15 protein-coding genes and 3 pseudogenes are annotated in these 16,194 nt (G+C 71.4%); 12 read left to right on the top strand and 6 right to left on the bottom strand.

What is annotated here, in order from left to right; genetic code table 11:
* A partial coding sequence (locus ABTX62_RS36830) for a BCCT family transporter (RefSeq protein ID WP_352120261.1) occupies nt 1-1,306 on the top strand: 1,306 nt, incomplete at its 5' end.
* A gap of 100 nt (nt 1,307-1,406) precedes the next feature.
* On the opposite strand, the pseudogene ABTX62_RS36825 reads toward ABTX62_RS36830, so the two are convergent.
* Nucleotides 1,407-1,982, bottom strand: a pseudogene (locus ABTX62_RS36825) (HD domain-containing protein); the annotation flags it as partial.
* 170 nt (nt 1,983-2,152) lie between these two features.
* On the opposite strand from ABTX62_RS36825, the gene ABTX62_RS36820 reads away from it, so the two are divergent.
* Nucleotides 2,153-2,695 (top strand): hypothetical protein, encoded by a 543-nt coding sequence (locus ABTX62_RS36820; protein ID WP_352120260.1) that lies wholly within the window; start codon nt 2,153-2,155, stop codon nt 2,693-2,695.
* A gap of 81 nt (nt 2,696-2,776) precedes the next feature.
* On the top strand, nt 2,777-3,643 hold the full coding sequence (locus ABTX62_RS36815; protein ID WP_352120259.1) for an alpha/beta fold hydrolase: 867 nt from the start codon (nt 2,777-2,779) through the stop codon (nt 3,641-3,643).
* On the opposite strand, the gene ABTX62_RS36810 is transcribed toward ABTX62_RS36815, so the two are convergent.
* Nucleotides 3,613-4,572 carry an ATP-binding protein gene (locus tag ABTX62_RS36810; RefSeq protein ID WP_352120258.1) on the bottom strand — a complete coding sequence of 320 codons (960 nt, stop codon included), beginning with the start codon at nt 4,570-4,572 and terminating at the stop codon, nt 3,613-3,615. The two genes, ABTX62_RS36815 and ABTX62_RS36810, sit on opposite strands and share 31 nt — an antisense overlap.
* Before the next feature lie 136 nt (nt 4,573-4,708).
* Here ABTX62_RS36810 and ABTX62_RS36805 point away from each other — a divergent pair.
* Nucleotides 4,709-5,036 (top strand): annotated as a pseudogene (locus tag ABTX62_RS36805) (ABC transporter substrate-binding protein); the annotation flags it as partial.
* A 12-nt stretch (nt 5,037-5,048) separates the two neighbouring features.
* Here ABTX62_RS36805 and ABTX62_RS36800 read toward each other — a convergent pair.
* Nucleotides 5,049-5,450, bottom strand: coding sequence for a RidA family protein (locus ABTX62_RS36800; RefSeq protein WP_352120257.1), 402 nt, complete (start codon nt 5,448-5,450; stop codon nt 5,049-5,051).
* A gap of 113 nt (nt 5,451-5,563) precedes the next feature.
* Here ABTX62_RS36800 and ABTX62_RS36795 point away from each other — a divergent pair, with 113 nt between their 5' ends.
* A complete protein-coding gene (locus tag ABTX62_RS36795) occupies nt 5,564-5,944 on the top strand; it encodes a winged helix-turn-helix transcriptional regulator (protein WP_352120256.1) in 381 nt (126 codons plus the stop codon).
* A gap of 20 nt (nt 5,945-5,964) precedes the next feature.
* On the opposite strand, the gene ABTX62_RS36790 is transcribed toward ABTX62_RS36795, so the two are convergent.
* Nucleotides 5,965-6,726 carry a CDP-alcohol phosphatidyltransferase family protein gene (locus ABTX62_RS36790; protein ID WP_352120255.1) on the bottom strand — a complete coding sequence of 254 codons (762 nt, stop codon included), beginning with the start codon at nt 6,724-6,726 and terminating at the stop codon, nt 5,965-5,967.
* Between the two features lie 108 nt (nt 6,727-6,834).
* On the opposite strand from ABTX62_RS36790, the gene ABTX62_RS36785 reads away from it, so the two are divergent.
* From ABTX62_RS36785 to ABTX62_RS36765, 5 genes and pseudogenes are all read left to right on the top strand, one after another.
* Entirely contained in the window at nt 6,835-7,827 is a 993-nt protein-coding gene (locus ABTX62_RS36785; protein WP_352120254.1) for a zinc-dependent alcohol dehydrogenase, read from the top strand.
* Nucleotides 7,828-7,986: 159 nt separating this feature from the next.
* Nucleotides 7,987-8,385 carry a 6-pyruvoyl trahydropterin synthase family protein gene (locus ABTX62_RS36780; RefSeq protein WP_030843501.1) on the top strand — a complete coding sequence of 133 codons (399 nt, stop codon included), beginning with the start codon at nt 7,987-7,989 and terminating at the stop codon, nt 8,383-8,385.
* Nucleotides 8,382-9,587: a glycosyltransferase family 4 protein gene (locus ABTX62_RS36775; protein ID WP_352120253.1), complete on the top strand. Its 1,206-nt coding sequence runs from the start codon at nt 8,382-8,384 to the stop codon at nt 9,585-9,587. The genes ABTX62_RS36780 and ABTX62_RS36775 overlap by 4 nt, the downstream gene beginning before the upstream one ends.
* Nucleotides 9,584-10,780: a methyltransferase domain-containing protein gene (locus ABTX62_RS36770; protein ID WP_352120252.1), complete on the top strand. Its 1,197-nt coding sequence runs from the start codon at nt 9,584-9,586 to the stop codon at nt 10,778-10,780. Before ABTX62_RS36775 ends, ABTX62_RS36770 begins: the two co-directional genes overlap by 4 nt.
* Nucleotides 10,777-11,889: pseudogene (locus ABTX62_RS36765) on the top strand (lysylphosphatidylglycerol synthase transmembrane domain-containing protein); the annotation flags it as partial. The gene ABTX62_RS36770 and the pseudogene ABTX62_RS36765, both read left to right, overlap by 4 nt.
* Nucleotides 11,890-12,035: 146 nt before the next feature.
* Here the strand turns inward: ABTX62_RS36765 and ABTX62_RS36760 are convergent.
* Complete coding sequence (locus ABTX62_RS36760) at nt 12,036-12,764, bottom strand: creatininase family protein (RefSeq protein ID WP_349637012.1); 729 nt, start codon at nt 12,762-12,764, stop codon at nt 12,036-12,038.
* 41 nt (nt 12,765-12,805) lie between these two features.
* Here ABTX62_RS36760 and ribA point away from each other — a divergent pair, with 41 nt between their 5' ends.
* Together ribA and ABTX62_RS36750 are read left to right on the top strand one after the other, a co-directional pair.
* Nucleotides 12,806-13,465, top strand: coding sequence for a GTP cyclohydrolase II (gene ribA, locus ABTX62_RS36755; RefSeq protein WP_352120251.1), 660 nt, complete (start codon nt 12,806-12,808; stop codon nt 13,463-13,465).
* A 78-nt stretch (nt 13,466-13,543) separates the two neighbouring features.
* Nucleotides 13,544-14,605, top strand: a complete 1,062-nt coding sequence (locus tag ABTX62_RS36750; protein WP_352120250.1) for a saccharopine dehydrogenase — start codon at nt 13,544-13,546, stop codon at nt 14,603-14,605.
* 91 nt (nt 14,606-14,696) lie between these two features.
* On the opposite strand, the gene ABTX62_RS36745 is transcribed toward ABTX62_RS36750, so the two are convergent.
* Nucleotides 14,697-15,926: a serine hydrolase domain-containing protein gene (locus ABTX62_RS36745; protein WP_352120249.1), complete on the bottom strand. Its 1,230-nt coding sequence runs from the start codon at nt 15,924-15,926 to the stop codon at nt 14,697-14,699.
* Between the last annotated feature and the right edge of the window lie 268 nt (nt 15,927-16,194).

Below are 16,194 nucleotides of genomic sequence, written 5' to 3'. Positions count from 1 at the left end.
GCTGTCGCAGCTCAACATCCTCCTCGCCACCCTGCTGATGCTCTACATCCTGGTCGTGGGAGAGCCGTTCCGGCTGCTCAACGCCGTGGTCCAGAACGTCGGGGACTACGTCAGCCGCTTCCCGTCGATGACCCTGAACACCTTCGCCTACGACCAGCCCACCGAGTGGCTGGACACGTGGACGCTCTTCTTCTGGGCCTGGTGGGTCGCCTGGGCGCCGTTCGTCGGGCTCTTCCTGGCTCGCATCTCCCGGGGCCGCACCCTGCGCGAGTTCATCGCGGCGACGCTGGTCATCCCGTTCCTCTTCACCGGTCTCTTCCTGGCGATCTTCGGCAACAGCGCCCTGTTCCTCGTGCGTGACGGGAACACCGAGTTCGGCGAAACGGCCATGAACATCCCCGAGCAGGGCTTCTACAGCCTCCTGGAGCAGTATCCGGGATTCCTGTTCAGTGCCGGACTCGCGACGTTCGTGGGGCTGCTGCTGTACGTCACCTCCGCGGACTCCGGGGCTCTTGTCATGGGCAACCTCAGCGCAGAACTGCCCACCCCGGTGACCGACGCGCCCGCGTGGCTGCGCATCTTCTGGGCGGTGGCGACCGGGTTGCTCACCCTCGCCATGCTCATCGTGGGCGGTGTGCAGGCGCTCACCAACGCCACCATCATCATGGGGCTGCCCTTCTCCTTCGTCATGTTCCTGATCATGGCCGGGCTCTATCTGGCGTTGCGTACCGAGCGGATGAAGGTGGAGGCGAGGGCCACCACGCTGCCCGGGGCGCTCTCCGGACGTATGGCGCAGCACGGTCTGCCCGGGGCGCCCAACTGGCGGCGCCGGCTGGCCCGGACGATGGCGTTCCCCGGCAGGCGGGCGGCCGCGCGATTCGTGGACCAGGTCTGCCGCCCGGCCTTCCAGGAGGTCGCCGGGGAGTTGCGGGAGCAAGGAGCCGAGGCGGAGGTCCTGGAAGGCACCGTCGAGGACAACGGCCTCACCCACGTGGGCCTGCGGGTGCCGATCGGGCCCGACGACGAATTCCTGTACGAGGTATGGCCGGTCGAACTGCCGACCCCCGCGTTCGCCACCCGTTCGGTCAGCACGCACGACACCTACGTGCGTTTCGAGGTCCGGCTCGCCGAGGGCAACCAGGACTACGACGTGATGGGCTACACCAAGGAACAGCTCATCGCCGACAGCCTCGACCAGTACGAGCGGCATCTGGAGTTCCTGCGGGTGCGCCACGAGGCGGCCACCCGCTCGGGCTTCCCCGACCATCGCCCGGACGCGCCGGACGCACACCTGCCGGGGGAGTAGCCACCGTCGGGCGAGGTGACGGGCCGCCGACGGACCAGGTGATCCCCGGTCTCCACACCTGAACGGCGGCCGTCGTGGAGCCTCCCTCCGCCTCGAAACCCGGCACGGGCCCGGCGAGGTCCGGGTCGCCGAACTCCGTGCGCAGTGCCTGGAAAGCGGTCACCTTGTCCGCGCCGAAGCGGCGGATGTGGGCGGCGTATTCGTCGGGGGAGAGGTACGCCGTCGGCCGGGACTTGGTGTGGAACTTGTCCGCGTACATCACCAGCCTCTCCTCTTCCGTCGCCGCCACGTAGTCGGCGGGAGGGAGGGGCAGTTGCCGGCTCACGATGTCGTGCCGCGTGAGTCCCACTCCGGTGTGGTGGGAGCAGAAGCGGCGGAGGGTTTCGGGGAAGCCCTCGGCCGCGAGGATCTCGTGGCCGAGGAGGCCGTGCCGGATGTAGTTCTCGTGGTCCAGCCGTCCGTCGCCTCCGTAGAGGCGGTAGACGCCGATGTCGTGGAGGAGGCAGCCGGCGCGGACCAGTTCGGCGTCGAGGTGAGCGAGGCGGGGCGCCGCAAGGAGCTGCTCGGCGATTCCCCAGACGATCTCGCAGTGCGTGTGGACGAGGGTGAACGCCTCGGTGGTGGGCGCGTACTTCTCGTGCAGCGCTTGGATCTCTGCGGGGCTCGGAATCCTCACCGGAGGAGCATAACAACGCCCGATCCGCTGATGTCGGGAAGTTCCCACGCCACCGGTTTTCACGCGATCGGGTGGGGCTTCGGGGAATGGGCACGGGTCGGCTTCGCGGGCCGTTCGAGCTGGTGACGGGGGCTTCTCGTCCATCGACATCACGGCAGCTGGAGCACACCATGGGCCTGCACTTCCACCGCAACCCCGACGGCACGACGACCGGGCGCAACGAGGCCAACGGCTTCGCCGTGACGCATGCCGACGAAGAAGAGGTGAAGCGGCAGTTGTACGAGGACGCCGGGTGGGAGTACACGCCTCCACCGGCGCCGGTTCCGCCCGGGTTCCATCGGTTCTCCCTCGTCCACGAGGAGTCCCGGGCCTTGGGGGCCGGGGACGAAAGGTATGCGGGGCTGAGGGCGCGTCCCCCGGAGGGGTGCGTGCCGGTCGACCGGGGGTGCTTCGCCCTGGAGTGCGAGCGGCCTGGCAAGACGCTCATGGACGCGGTCGCCGGTACCGTCGCGGAGGTCCGCCGAGAACACGGGCTGGTGATGAACAGCCTGGGTGTCGAGAAGCCCCAGGAATGGTTCGACGCGGACAACAAGAACGGATACGCGGCGGAGATCGTCGTGCACTTGTTGCTGATGGCCGCCGACCGCGCCCGATTGCTCGGGTACGGGCGCAAGGACGTGGTCCGGTTGCTCGATGCCACGGGGATCGAGTAGTGGAATGCCCTGGTGGGTGGGGGCTGACGCCCGCGGGAAAATTCGTTGCCCAGGACGCCGCCCCCTGACAAGGTCGCGCCCATGCCCACCTTCTCCGCTCCCGATGGCACGACCCTCGCCTACCACGTGACCGGAGGAGGTCCGCCCTTGCTCTGTCTCCCGGGCGGCCCCATGCAGGACTCCGTCTATCTGGGGGACCTGGGCGGTCTCACGGCCCGCCGCACCCTGATCCGGCTGGACCTCCGGGGCACGGGCCAGTCCACGGTGCCGCGGGACCCGGCGTCGTACCGGTGTGACCGGCAGGTCGGCGACGTCGAGGCGCTGCGTACGGAGTTGGGTTTGGAGCAGGTTGATCTGTTCGGGCACTCCGCCGGGGCGAACCTGGCCGTGCTGTACGCGGCACGGTATCCGGAGCGGGTGGGCCGGCTCGCGCTCGTCACACCCAGCGTCTTCGCCGTCGGCCTCGACATCACCGCCGAGGACCGGCTGGAGACGGCCCGACTACGCCGGGACGAACCGTGGTTCGCACCGGCGCAGGCGTCCCTGACAGCGATCACGTCGGGCCGGGCGAAGCCCGCCGACTGGGATGCCGTCGCCCCCTTCTGGTTCGGCCGGTGGGACGGCGAGGCGCGCCGGTTCCGCGCTGCGGAGCAGCAGCAGCGCAACGACGAGGCAGCGGCCCTGTACGCGTCCGAGGGTGCCTTCGACCCCGGCGCCACGCGTGGCGCTCTCGCCGGGTTGCCCTCACCGGTGCTCGTCCTCGCCGGGGAGTACGACATCGCCGCGCCCGTGCGAGTGATGAAGGAGTACGCCGCCCTGTTCCCGCAGGCGGAACTCGTCGTGCAGAGCCGAGCGGGGCACTTTCCGTGGCGGGACGGGGCGGATGCGTTCGTGACGGCCCTGGCGGCCTTCCTGGATCAGGCGTCCGCTCCACTGCCCGGCACGTAGTCCGGATCCACCTGCGCCGTCAGGTCCCCGCCCGTACGCGCGTCCGCCCAGGCGCGGACGTTGCGCAGGTGGAACTCGACCGCGTGGCGGTGGAGACGGTCCCAGTCGCGGGGGTGGGAGTCGACCGCCTCGCGCAGGACCGTGAGGGCGTGGCGGTTGTGCGGCTCCAGCGACGCCAGTGCGTCCGGGCCGGACCCGGCTCGGCCCTGTTCCGCCGCGCGGATCCAGGGGGAGTGCACCAGGTGGGTCAGGAGGTCGTCGCCCACCTGCTCCTTGAGGAAGAGCAGGTCGTCCTCGCCGGTCACCTTGTTGCCGACGACCGCGATGCGGATGCCGAACTGTTCCGCGTGGTCGCGGTACTGGCGGTACACCGAGACGCCCTTGCGGGTGGGTTCCGCCACCAGGAACGTGATGTCGAAGCGGGTGAACAGGCCCGAGGCGAAGGCGTCGGCGCCGGCCGTCATGTCGACCACGACGTACTCGCCGGGGCCGTCCACCAGATGCCCCAGGTACAGCTCGACCGCGCCGAGCTTGGAGTGGTAGCAGGCCACACCCAGGTCGGACTCGTCGAACTCGCCCGTCACCATGAGGGGCACACCGCCCGCCCGGCCGACGTGCCGGGCATGCAGTTCGTCCTCGCCGAGCGGACGCAGCAGGCGGGAACCGCGGCCCGGCGGGGTCGTTTTGATCATCGCCTCGGGGGAAAGGATGCGGGGGTTGTCGCCCCGCAGGAAGTTCTTGATCCAGGGCACGTGCGCGCCCAGGGGAGGGGCGGACTCCTCCTCGCCGCCGAGCGCCTCGGCCAGGTGCTGGTTGATGTCGCCGTCGATGGCGAGAACCGGGGCGCCGGAGCGCGCCAGGTGGCGGGAGAAGAGCGCGGACAGCGTGGTCTTGCCGCTGCCGCCCTTGCCGACGAAGGCGATCCTCACGACCGCCTCACCTTTTTGAAAATGGATGTCATGTAGTTAGGTTTAGGGAGTGGGCCACGTCGGTGTCAAATCGCTTACTCCGTACGGGATTTGTGATGACCTTGGCGTGGATCACCCGTTTGACCGGCGTGTTCCGTTCGACGCGTTCATCGGCGCCCGCGACAGCCTCCTGGACACCGGCGACCCCGTCGGAGTCCTCGGCAGCGACTACACCTGCGACGGCGGCTACAACCTGGCCCGGCTGTGCGACGAGAAGAGGCGACCGGGCCGTCGCCGAGGCCGTCGGGACCGACGGCACCGGGGAGCGGCAGGACGCCGCCATGGCCGCCGAGGCGGCGATCCTCGGCACGGACGCGGTCGTGCCGCTGGCCCACCAGCTGATCATCGCCGGCGTCTCGACCAAGGTGCGGGGCGTGCTGCTCGACCCTTACGAGCGGACCCTGGTCGGCACCGGGACGCGTCGCCGACCGGCCCGTTCAGGCGGGCAGTCGTGTGTCGATCACGCAGCTGATCTCGACGAGCTGTCCGGGAAAGGTCAGTTCGGTGACGCCCAGGGCCGTGCTGACCGGGCGGTGGGCGCCGAAGTACGCCCGGTTGGCCTCCGCCACGACCTCGGCGTTCCGCACCAGGCCCACCGCGTACAGCGTCTGGGACACGATCTGGTTGCGCGTCGCGCCGTAGTGGGCCAGGACCCTGTCGAGGTTGATGTAGGTCCGCTCCAGCTGGGCGGTGAGGTCGTCCTCGGGGTGGAAGCCGCCCGCCTCGTCGAACGCCAGCTGCCCGGAGACATGGATCAGGTCACCGGACCTGATCGCCTGGGCGTAGCCGAAGTGGCTCTCGGCCGGGATGCCGTGGTCGTAGACGTCGGTGGTGGTCACAGTCGGTGTCCTTCCGTCGAGCGCGTATCCGCGCTCTCTTGCGGTTACTGAGAAACCGTAGGAGAGTGAGCGCCGACCTGGAAGAACGCACTTTTCGGTAACGGGGGAACCAGATGGTGACCAAGCAGTTGAGGGACCTGCCCGAGAACGCGGACCTGCGGCGGGCGGACTCCCTGGCGCGGGAGATCTTCTCCGACGTGGCCAACAAGTGGGCGCTTCTGATCATCGAGGCCCTCGGCGAACGCACCCTGCGCTTCAGCGAGTTGCGCGACGAGGTCGAGGGCATCAGCCACAAGATGCTGACCCAGAACCTGCGGATGCTGGAGCGCAACGGCCTGGTCGACCGGACGGTGTACCCCACCGTGCCGCCCAGGGTCGAATACACCCTGACCGAGCCCGGCCGGGCCCTGCGCGCCACGGTCGACGCGATCTGCGGCTGGACCCACCACTACCTCGGTCACATCGAGGCGGCGCGCGGCCGGTTCGACGACTGACCGCCCCGCCGTGGCTGCCGTCAGCCGGCGACCAGTTCCCGCACCTGACGGGGCGCCACCGGCTCCTCGACGCGCGAGGTCCGGTACAGCCACAGCACATCCCGCCCGAACGACCAGACCAGCAGGCCCAGGGCCAGTGCCGCGACACCGAAGTTGACCGTGTGGGGCAGCAGATCGGCGCCCGCCAGCAGCAGGAGCACACCCTGGAGCGCGGCGACGGTCTTGCGGGCGGTGCTCGGCGGAAGGGCGGCGGTCAGCCAGGGCCACACCTTGGCCGCGGCGACGAAGACGTAGCGCATACCGCCGATCAGCAGCACCCACAGGCCCAGTTGCATGGACACGTACACGCTCAGCACCAGGATCAGGAACGCGTCGACCTCCATGTCGAAACGCGCGCCCAGCGGGGTCGAGGTGCCGGTGCGGCGGGCGACCTTGCCGTCCACGCCGTCGAGGATCAGCGCCACCGCCGTCAGGCCGACGAACAGCGACACGGGCGGCGAGCTCTGGAAGGAGTCGGCGACCAGGGCGGTGACCCCGCCGACGAGGGTGGCCCGGCCGAGGGTGACCCGGTTGGCCGCGCCGAACGAGCGCAGCCGCGAGCGGTGCAGGGCCCGCGAGAGCACCGCCCAAGTGGCGATCGCGAACGCGAGGCCCGTCAGCCAGCCCGCCGGTCCCATCCCGATCGCCGTGCCGATCAGGACCAGCAGCAGGACCTGCACGCCCGCCCCCAGCGCGGTCTCCTGCTGTACGAGCCTCGCGTCGTAAGTGTTGTTCAGGGCCACCGAACGTCCTCCGGCCGTGTGACAGAGTCGATCAACGCCGCTACGTTGTGCGCGGCCTGTGCACCCCTCGGTACGCAAGCAGCTTCCCGATCGTTCAGGAGGACCTCGATGAAGCACACCGGACGCGCGTTCTGGATCGACTCGCCTGGGCGAGCCTCGATCCGGGACGTCACCCTGCCCGCGCCCGGCGAGGACGAGGTACTGGTCCGCACGCTGTTCTCCGGCGTGAGCCGCGGCACCGAGACGCTCGTCTTCCGCGGCGGCGTGCCCGTCAGCCAGCACACGGCCATGCGCGCACCGTTCCAGGAGGGCGACTTCCCGGGCCCGGTGAAGTACGGCTACCTCAACGTCGGCGTAGTGGAGGAAGGGCCCGAGGAGCTCACCGGCCGTACGGTGTTCTGCCTCTACCCGCACCAGACGCGCTACGTCGTGCCGGCCACCGCGGTCACCCTCGTCCCGGACACCGTCCCCGCCGAACGAGCCGTGCTCGCCGGGACCGTGGAGACCGCCGTGAACGCCCTGTGGGACGCCGCGCCCCTGGTCGGCGACCGGATCTCCGTGGTCGGCGGTGGCATGGTCGGCTGCTCGGTGGCCGCCCTCCTGGCCCGGTTCCCCGGCGTCCGCGTCCAGCTCGTCGACGCCGACCCGTCCCGGGCGAAGATCGCCGAGGCGCTCGGCGTCGGCTTCGCCACCCCGCAGGACGCCGACGGGGACCGCGACCTGGTCGTGCACGCCAGTGCCACGGAACAGGGACTCGCCAGGTCGCTCGAACTGCTCACCGCCGAGGGGACCGTCCTCGAACTCAGCTGGTACGGCGACCGGCGGATCGGTCTCCCGCTCGGCGAGGCCTTCCACTCCCGGCGGCTGGTCATCCGCAGCAGCCAGGTCGGCACCGTCTCCCCGGCCCGCGCGAACCGCACCTACGCCGACCGGCTCGCCGTCGCCCTGGGCCTGCTCGCCGATCCCGCGCTCGACGCCCTGATCACCGGTGAATCCGCCTTCGAGGACCTGCCCGAGGTGCTGCCCCGACTGGTCTCCGGCGAGGTCCCCGCGCTGTGCCACCGTGTCCGTTACGACGAGAACGATGGACGCATCGGCTGACGATTCGTTCCATCCGGTACGACTTCGCCACGACAAGAGCGCCTGACCTGAGAAAAGACGTACCGAAGGCTGAACAAGGGAAGGCAAGGAGCCGTACTACCCGGCATCCCCGGCACTCGAGAGCGGGGAGCAGACGCGCCGCACCTGGAGGGTCGTCCGTTGTTCAGCATCACCGTCCGCGATCACATCATGATCGCTCACAGCTTCCGTGGCGACGTCTTCGGACCGGCCCAGCGCCTCCACGGCGCCACGTTCCTCGTGGATGCCACGTTCCGGCGCGAACAGCTGGACGAGGACAACATCGTCGTCGACATCGGGCTGGCCACCCAGGAACTCGGCGCGGTCGTCAGCGAACTGAACTACCGCAACCTCGACAACGAGCCCGACTTCGCCGGAGTCAACACCTCCACGGAGTTCCTCGCCAAGGTCATCGCCGACCGGCTCGCCGAGCGCATCCACAAGGGGGCGCTGGGCGAGGGCGCCAAGGGCATCGCGGGCCTCACGGTCACTCTGCACGAGTCGCACATCGCCTGGGCGAGTTACGAGCGTGCGCTGTGACCGACACGACGATCGAACGGCCCGGGCAGCCCGGACCGGCACCGGCACGGCTGAATTATGTTCCCGTGCAGCACGCCTCCCAGAAGAACGCCGAGATCATCCCCATGTCCCTGCGCACCGTGCACTTCGTGCTGCCGGGCGGCGTCGACGACCCGGCGGCACCCAGCGGCGGCAACGCCTACGACCGGCGCGTGTGCCTGGACCTGCCCGGCTTCGGCTGGCAGGTCACCCAGCACGCCGTGGCCGGTGACTGGCCCCGGCCGGGGGCCGACGCCCGTACGGCACTCGCCCGCACCCTGGGCGGACTGCCCGACGGGGCCGTGGTCCTGCTCGACGGGCTCGTGGCCTGCGGTGTGCCGGAGGTTGTCGTCCCCGAGGCGGAACGGTTGCGCATGGCCGTCCTCGTCCACCTCCCGCTCGGTGACGAGACCGGGCTCGACACGGCCGTGGCCGCCGAACTGGACGCCAAGGAGCGGACGGTGCTGCGGGCGGTGCCCGCGGTGATCGCCACCAGCGACTGGGCGGTGCGCCGTCTGGTCGCCCACCACGGCCTCCCTCCCGAGCGAGTCCATGTCGCGGCCCCCGGCGCCGACATCGCACCGCTCGCGCCCGGCACCGACGGTGTCTCGCGCCTGCTGTGCGTGGCCGCAGTGACCCCGCGCAAGGGCCAGCACCGGCTGATCGAGGCGCTGGCCACGGTGACCGACCTGCCGTGGAGCTGCGTGTGCGTCGGTGCTCTGACCCAGGACCCGGAGTACGTCGCCCATCTGCGGTCCCTCATCCGGAAGCACGGGCTGGAGGACCGGCTGGAGTTGGCCGGGCCGAAGTCCGGTGCCGCGCTGGACGCCGCCTACGCCACCGCCGACCTGATGGTTCTGACCTCCTACGCCGAGACGTACGGCATGGCGGTGACCGAGGCCCTGGCCCGGGGCATCCCGGTGCTGGCCACGGATGTCGGCGGGGTGCCGGAGGCGGTCGGCCGCGCGCCCGACGGCGGGGTGCCCGGCATCCTCGTCCCGCCGGAGAACCCCGCCGCCATCGCCGCCGAACTGCGCGGCTGGTTCGGTGAGGCGGACGTGCGACGCCGGCTGAAGGCCGCCGCCCGCAGCCGCCGCGCCGCCCTCGGCGGCTGGGCGACGACCGCACAGAGCCTGGCGGCGGTCCTGCGCCGGCTTCCGACCGAACCCCGGAGGGCCGCATGACGAACCCGGTGACGACCCAGCAGAGCGGTACGATCCCGGCCCAGCCCGGCCCGAGGGAGGTCACGGTGACGGACGACGTGACCCCGGGCCCGCGGCCGGCGGGGACGTCGGGGCCGGAGCAGGCCGCCGCGGCGGGCAGTCCGGCTCCCGGCGGGACGTCCGGGCCGCGGCAGGCCGAGAGCACCGCGGCCCAGGGCGGAAAGCCCGGGCCGGGCGCGGCCGGTGACGCCGTGCTGCCCGGGCCGGGGTCCGGTGCCGCGTTCTTCCCCAGGCCGGTCCCCGGCGCCGTCATCCCCGGCGCCGGACCCAGCGGCAAGCCCGGCGCCCGGCCGACCGTGAAGCTGCGGGACGCCGACCCCGACGACCCGCCCCGCTACGCACCCGAGTGGCTGGAATTGCGGGAGCCGGCCGATGCCGCCGCGCGGGCGCACGACTTGCTCGACCCGCTGCGGATCCGGCTCGCCAACCTGCCGGGCAAGTCGGGCGTCGTCATCCACGACGTGGGCTGCGGCACCGGCTCGATGGGCCGCTGGCTCGCGCCCCGCCTCGACGGCGCCCAGCACTGGGTGCTGCACGACCGCGACCCCTACCTGCTGCACTTCGCCGCCGTGGCCTCCCCGCGCTCGGCCGCCGACGGCAGCCGGGTCTCCGTGGAGACGCGGCGCGGTGACATCGCCCGCCTCACCCCGGACGCCCTGCGGGGCGCGTCCCTCGTCACGGCGTCCGCCCTGCTGGACGTCCTCACCCGCGAGGAGATCGACACCTTCGCCGCCGCGTGCGCCGGAGCCGGCTGCCCCGCCCTGCTGACGCTGTCCGTCGCCGGGCGCGTGGAACTGACCCCGTCCCACCCACTGGACGCGGAGATCGCCCAGGCGTTCAACGACCACCAGCGCCGTGACGGCCTGCTCGGTCCCGACGCGGCCACGGCGGCGGCCGAGGCGTTCTCCGCACACGGCGCGACCGTACGGCTGCACCCGAGCCCCTGGCGGCTCGGCCCCGAGCAGGCCTCGCTCACCGAACAGTGGCTGCGCGGCTGGGTCGGCGCAGCCGTCGAGGAGCGCCCCGAGCTGCGGGCCGAAGCAGACGTCTACCTGACCAACCGGCTGGCGGCCTGCGCCGCGGGCGAGTTGCGCGTGACGGTCCACCACATCGACCTGCTGGCCCTGTCCCGCCCGGTGGGCGGAGCGTCATGAACCCCCAGGCGACGGGAACGCGTCCGCGTGCCATGCCCACCCACGCCCCGCCGTCCGCGACCGGCAGCGGTACCCGTGCGCCCGCGATATCCAGTGCGGCGGGCACGGTCCGGACAGAGGTTGTCGTACCGCGCCCGGCCGTGGGCGAGCAGGGCGGGCCTGTCGCCTTGGACCAGGTCGTGGGTGACCGGAGTGAGTCCGTCGCTTCGGACCCGGCCGGATGTGGCCGGACGGCGACGACCGCAGCCCCGCCGTCCGGCCCCCTCCGCCTCCGCGCCGCCCTCGCCCGTCTCCGCTCCTCCCGTGTCCGTACGCACCTCGGCACCCTCGCCGGAATCGCCATCCTGGGCGTCCTGTTCTGGCGGCTCGGTACCGGTGTCTTCCTGGACGGGCTGCGGCGCATCGACGGGGTGTCGCTGCTGCTGGCGCTCGGCATCGGCCTCGTCACCACCGTGTTCAGCGCGTGGCGATGGGCGATCGTGGCCCGGGGGCTCAGGATCCGGCTGCCGTTCGGTCCGGCCGTCGCCGACTACTACCGCGCGCTGTTCCTGAACGCGGCCCTTCCCGGAGGCGTCCTCGGCGATGTGCACCGGGCCGTGCGGCACGGGCACAGCGAGGGGGATCTGCGGCGGGGCGTCAAGGCCGTCGTCCTCGAACGGGCCGCCGGGCAGATCGCGTTGTTCGCCGTGGGGGCCGTCGTCCTGCTGACCATGCCGTCCCCGGTGCTCGCCGAGGCCCGGTACATCGCCCTGCTCACGGCCCTGGCCGCCCTGGGCACGACCGCCGTCGTCCTCGCCCTGCGCATGAACCGATCGGCGCCCTCCCGCCGTGGCCGCGCGTTGCGCACGGTCCTCACCGAGGCCCGCGAGGGGCTGCTGTCGCGGCGGAACGGGCCCGCGGTGGTTGTCTCCTCCGTGGTGGTGCTGGCAGGTTACGTCGCGATGTTCGTACTCGCCGCCCGTGTCGCCGGGACCGCCGGCTCGGTGGCCGTCCTGCTGCCCCTCGCGGTCCTCGCCCTGCTGGCGATGGGGCTGCCGCTGAACGTCGGCGGCTGGGGACCGCGTGAGGGCGTCACCGCCTGGGCGTTCGGCGCCGCCGGCCTGGGTGCCGGACGGGGGCTCGCCGTCGCGGTCGTCTACGGGGTGCTCAGCCTCGTGGCGAGCCTGCCCGGCGTGATCGTGCTCGTCGCCCGCTGGTACGCGGGTCTGCGGACCGGGCCCCGAGCCGTCCCCGAGGCCCTGGCGCCGCAGGGTGACTACGCCTCGGAAGTCAGCATCGAGAAATACGTCCCGAAGGAATCCGCGAGGCTCGCCAGCAGTTCCTTCCCCTTTTCCGCCGAACCCAGTGAAGGACGGCCGATGACACCCGAATCGGTATAGCCGGACATGCCGAGGGTGAGCAGATGACGCCGGTCGTCAGCGACGAAATCCGAGGTCTCATAACCGGGTCGGAGCATTTCGGGATGAGCGTGCAGAAGGATGGAGGTCTCTATTTCCCCCGCGTGCATGTCGGTGAGCAGCGAGGTGACCACCCCCGCCCGTTCGCGCGCCGCCTCCCAGTCCTCCGGGGCCGGGAAGAGCGCCATCCGCTCGCCGCCGGCGGAGGATTCCTGAACCACGTTGCCCAGCACGTAGTTGCCGCCGTGCCCGTTGACCACCACCAGGGCGTCGACCCCGGACCGGCGCAGCGAAGCCGCAATGTCCCGTACCACCGCATGAAGGGTCACCGAGGAGATGCTCACGGTCCCCGGCCAGGCCGCGTGCTCGTGCGAGCACGAGATCGTCACCGGAGGAAGGAGGTGCACCGGGTACGCGCCGGCTATCTCCCGCGCGACGGCACAGGCGACGAGCGTGTCGGTCGCCAGCGGGAGGTACGGACCGTGCTGCTCGAAGCTCCCCACGGGAAGCACCGCGACCTGCCGTGAGACACCGGCGCCCCGCGTCCGTACGTCTTCCGTGGTGTCCGCCGGCACCAGATCACTCATCACGTCACGGCCTTTCGTCTCTGCTTAGGAACTCGAGAATCATGACAGAAAAAATTGGCGTACTCGGCAAGAAGTCGGCGCAGCGGACCGGCGTGGAACGCGTCGTGAATGCGCCCTTGCCCACCGTGTACGGGAAATTCCAGGCGGTCGGTTACCTGGACCATGACCGCGGTGACGAACAGGTGGCTCTGGTCCACGGAGAGATCGGTACGGACGACGTCCTCATCCGGCTGCACTCGGAGTGCCTGACCGGTGACGCCTTCGGCTCCCAGCACTGCGAATGCGGTGACCAGCTCGACGCGGCCCTGCGCGCGGTCGTCGCCGAGGGCGCGGGCATCGTCGTCTACCTCAGAGGGCATGAAGGCCGCGGCATAGGCCTGCTCGCCAAGCTGCGGGCGATGGCCCTGCAGGCGGAGGGCCTGGACACCGTCGAGGCCAACCTCGCGCTCGGCCTGCCGGTCGACGCCCGTGACTACGGTGTCGCCGCCCGGATCCTGGACGACCTGGGCGTGCGGTCGGTGCGCCTGATGTCCAACAACCCGCGCAAGCGCGAGGCACTGGTGGACCACGGCATCACGGTCGCCGAGCAGGTCCCGCTGCTGATCCCGCCGTGCGAGAACAACATCACCTATCTGCGCACCAAGCGGGAACGCCTCGACCACCACCTGCCCCACCTGGACGCGGTGGTCAGCTCCTCCTGACGCGTACGCTTCGTGGACGTCCGCCCCTTGAGCGTCGGCCCTCAGCGGCCGGCGCCTCACGCCGGAGGCCCACCTGGTATGACCGAGCTCCATCTGTGGCTGCGCCACGAGGACCGCACGACCGAACGACGCACTCCGATCGTGCCCGACGACGCCCGGCGGCTCGTCGGGCACGGAGTGCGACTGACCGTGGAGGAGTCCCCGCAGCGGGTCTTCCCGATCGAGGAGTACGAGGCGGCGGGCTGTCGTGTCGCGCCCGCCGGCTCCTGGGCGACGGCGCCGCGGGACGCCGTCGTGCTCGGCTTGAAGGAACTGCCCGACTTCCCGGCCGAGCTGGCGCACCGGCACATCTTCTTCGGCCACGCGTACAAGGGCCAGCCGGGAGCGGCGGACCTGCTGGGCCGGTTCGCCGCCGGGGGCGGGGCGCTGTTCGACCTGGAGTACCTGGTGGACGACACCGGACGGCGTCTCGCCGCCTTCGGTTTCTGGGCCGGCTACCTGGGTGCGGCGCTGGCGGTGCTCCGGCACCGGGGCCGGCTGCGGGCACCGCTGACGCCGACCACCAAGGAAGACCTGGACGAGACGCTGCGGCCCGCCGCCGGGGACCGCGACTTCACCGGCCTCGTCATCGGCGCCCTGGGCCGCAGCGGCCGCGGTGCCCGCGCGGCCTTCACCACCGCCGGCGTGGACCCGACCTGCTGGGACCTCGCCGAGACCCGGGACCTGGACCGCCCCGCGCTGCTGCGGCACGACGTGATGGTCAACGCGGTGCTCGCCACCACCCCCGTCCCGCCCTTCCTGCGCGAGCGGGACCTCGACACCCCCGGCCGCCGGCTGCGCACCCTGTGCGACGTGACCTGCGACGTCGGCTCCCCGCTCAACGTCCTCCCGGTGTACGACGACACGACCGACTGGGACGAGCCCGTACGGCGGCTGCGCGACGAACCCCCGCTCGACCTGATCGCCATCGACAACCTGCCCTCCCTGCTGCCGCTGGAGTCCAGCACCGACTTCTCGGCCGCCCTGCTGCCCCAGTTGCTCGATTTCGGCGTCTCCGGGCCCTGGGGACGCTGCCTGGACCGGTTCCGTGAGGCGTCGCGGGCCCACGGCCTCGACAAGGGGGAGCCCTCCGACCACTGAACCGGCCGTCGTGGCAGGGCGGTTACTGCTCGATTCGGTGGGTGACGCCGAGGAGAGCACGATGGCCCGCTGCGTCGACCGGTGGCGGGTGTCAGTCCGACAGGGCCTCGTGCACCATTCGCTTGAGGTCCTTGAAGACCGTGTGGGAGGTCTTGGGCCGCACCTGCGTCATGAACTGCACCGTCAGGTCGCGGCCCGGGTCCACCCAGAACGTCGTCGTGGCCACGCCGCTCCAGCCGAAGGCGCCGAGTCCGGACGGCACCAGGGTGCGGGACGGGTCGATCACCACGGAGCAGTTGAGGCCGAACCCGAGACCGTCGTTGCCGGGTTCGTCGTGGGCGGGGCGACTGCCGAAGGCCCGCAGATCGGCGCCGCCGGGCAGGTGGTTGCGGGTCATCAGATCCACGGTCCGCGGCGTGAGCAGCCGCACGCCGTCCAGTTCGCCCCGGCGGCGCAGCATCTCCATGAAGCGGTGGTAGTCGTGGGCCGAGCACACCATGCCGCCGCTGCCCGACAGAAACCGCGGACGGCCGCGCAGCGGGAGCCCCGGGATCGGCTCGATGCCGCCGCCCTCCTTCTCCCCGTACATCTCGGACAGCCGGTCCGCCTGCGCGTCCGTCACATGGAAACCCGCGTCCGTCATGCCGAGCGGCCCGAAGATCCGCTCGGCGCAGAACGCGTCGAGCGGCTGCCCGGACACGACCTCGATGATCCGGCCCAGGACGTTGCTCGCCACCGAGTAGTTCCACTCGGTGCCCGGCTCGAACTGCAGCGGCAGGCCGGCGTACACGTCGATCGTCTCGGCCAGGTCCGCGCCCGGCGGCACCGACGACTCCAGACGGGCCTCGCGGTACAGGGCGTCGACGGGGTGGGCGTGGTAGAAGCCGAAGGTCAGACCCGAGGTGTGGGTCATCAGGTGCCGGACGAGTATGGGGCCGTCGGCCGGGCGGGTCTCGACGCCGGCCCCGGAGCCGCTGACGTAGACCCGCGGGTCGGCGAAGGCGGGCAGATGGTCGGCGACCGGGTCGTCCAGCGACAGCCGGCCCTCCTCCACCAGCAGCAGTGCGGCGACCGCGGTGACCGGCTTGGTCATGGAATAGACCCGCCACAGGGTGTCGGGCTCGACCGGGAGCCCGACCGCGATGTCGCGCAGCCCGTGCGTCGCGAGGTGGGCGACGCGCCCGGCCCGCGCCACGGAGACGAGGAAGCCCGGCAGACGCCCGTCGTCGACCAGCCGGGCGAAGTGCCGGTCCAGGCGGGCCAGCACCCGCGGATCCAGCCCGGCCTCATCCGGATCGACCTCTTGTCGCAGCTGTGCCATGGCTCTTCTCCCGTCGCGCTCGTCGAGGTGAGATCCGGCATACCCCGCCCGGACCGCCTCAGACCCCATCGTGGTGCAGGAACGGTTCATGATCGCGCAGGAACGGGCGAGCGACGGCCCCGAGGCCGGGGGTGCAGGACTGATGGTGGGTGAGCAGGGGGGTGCGCCGGATCGCGGCTGATTAACCCACCGGAGAGTCAGTAGGGGGTGGCCGGTCATGCTGCGCCCGGGTGCCACCGGTGTCAGGGGGTCTCGCGCCGGACGTTCA

Origin of the sequence: Streptomyces sp. NPDC096046, assembly GCF_040303285.1 — a bacterium.
Taxonomy (GTDB): domain Bacteria; phylum Actinomycetota; class Actinomycetes; order Streptomycetales; family Streptomycetaceae; genus Streptomyces.
Note: the sequence above shows the minus strand (reverse complement) of the source record. Positions and strands in the feature narration are given on the sequence as shown.

Coding starts and splice junctions, on each gene's coding strand:
- ABTX62_RS36820 (WP_352120260.1), top strand. CDS start 2,153: ATGGGCCTGCACTTCCACCGCAACCCCGACGGCACGACGACCGGGCGC.
- ABTX62_RS36760 (WP_349637012.1), bottom strand. CDS start 12,764: ATGAGTGATCTGGTGCCGGCGGACACCACGGAAGACGTACGGACGCGG.
- ABTX62_RS36785 (WP_352120254.1), top strand. CDS start 6,835: ATGAAGCACACCGGACGCGCGTTCTGGATCGACTCGCCTGGGCGAGCC.
- ABTX62_RS36795 (WP_352120256.1), top strand. CDS start 5,564: ATGGTGACCAAGCAGTTGAGGGACCTGCCCGAGAACGCGGACCTGCGG.
- ABTX62_RS36815 (WP_352120259.1), top strand. CDS start 2,777: ATGCCCACCTTCTCCGCTCCCGATGGCACGACCCTCGCCTACCACGTG.
- ABTX62_RS36770 (WP_352120252.1), top strand. CDS start 9,584: ATGACGAACCCGGTGACGACCCAGCAGAGCGGTACGATCCCGGCCCAG.
- ABTX62_RS36745 (WP_352120249.1), bottom strand. CDS start 15,926: ATGGCACAGCTGCGACAAGAGGTCGATCCGGATGAGGCCGGGCTGGAT.
- ABTX62_RS36750 (WP_352120250.1), top strand. CDS start 13,544: ATGACCGAGCTCCATCTGTGGCTGCGCCACGAGGACCGCACGACCGAA.
- ribA (WP_352120251.1), top strand. CDS start 12,806: ATGACAGAAAAAATTGGCGTACTCGGCAAGAAGTCGGCGCAGCGGACC.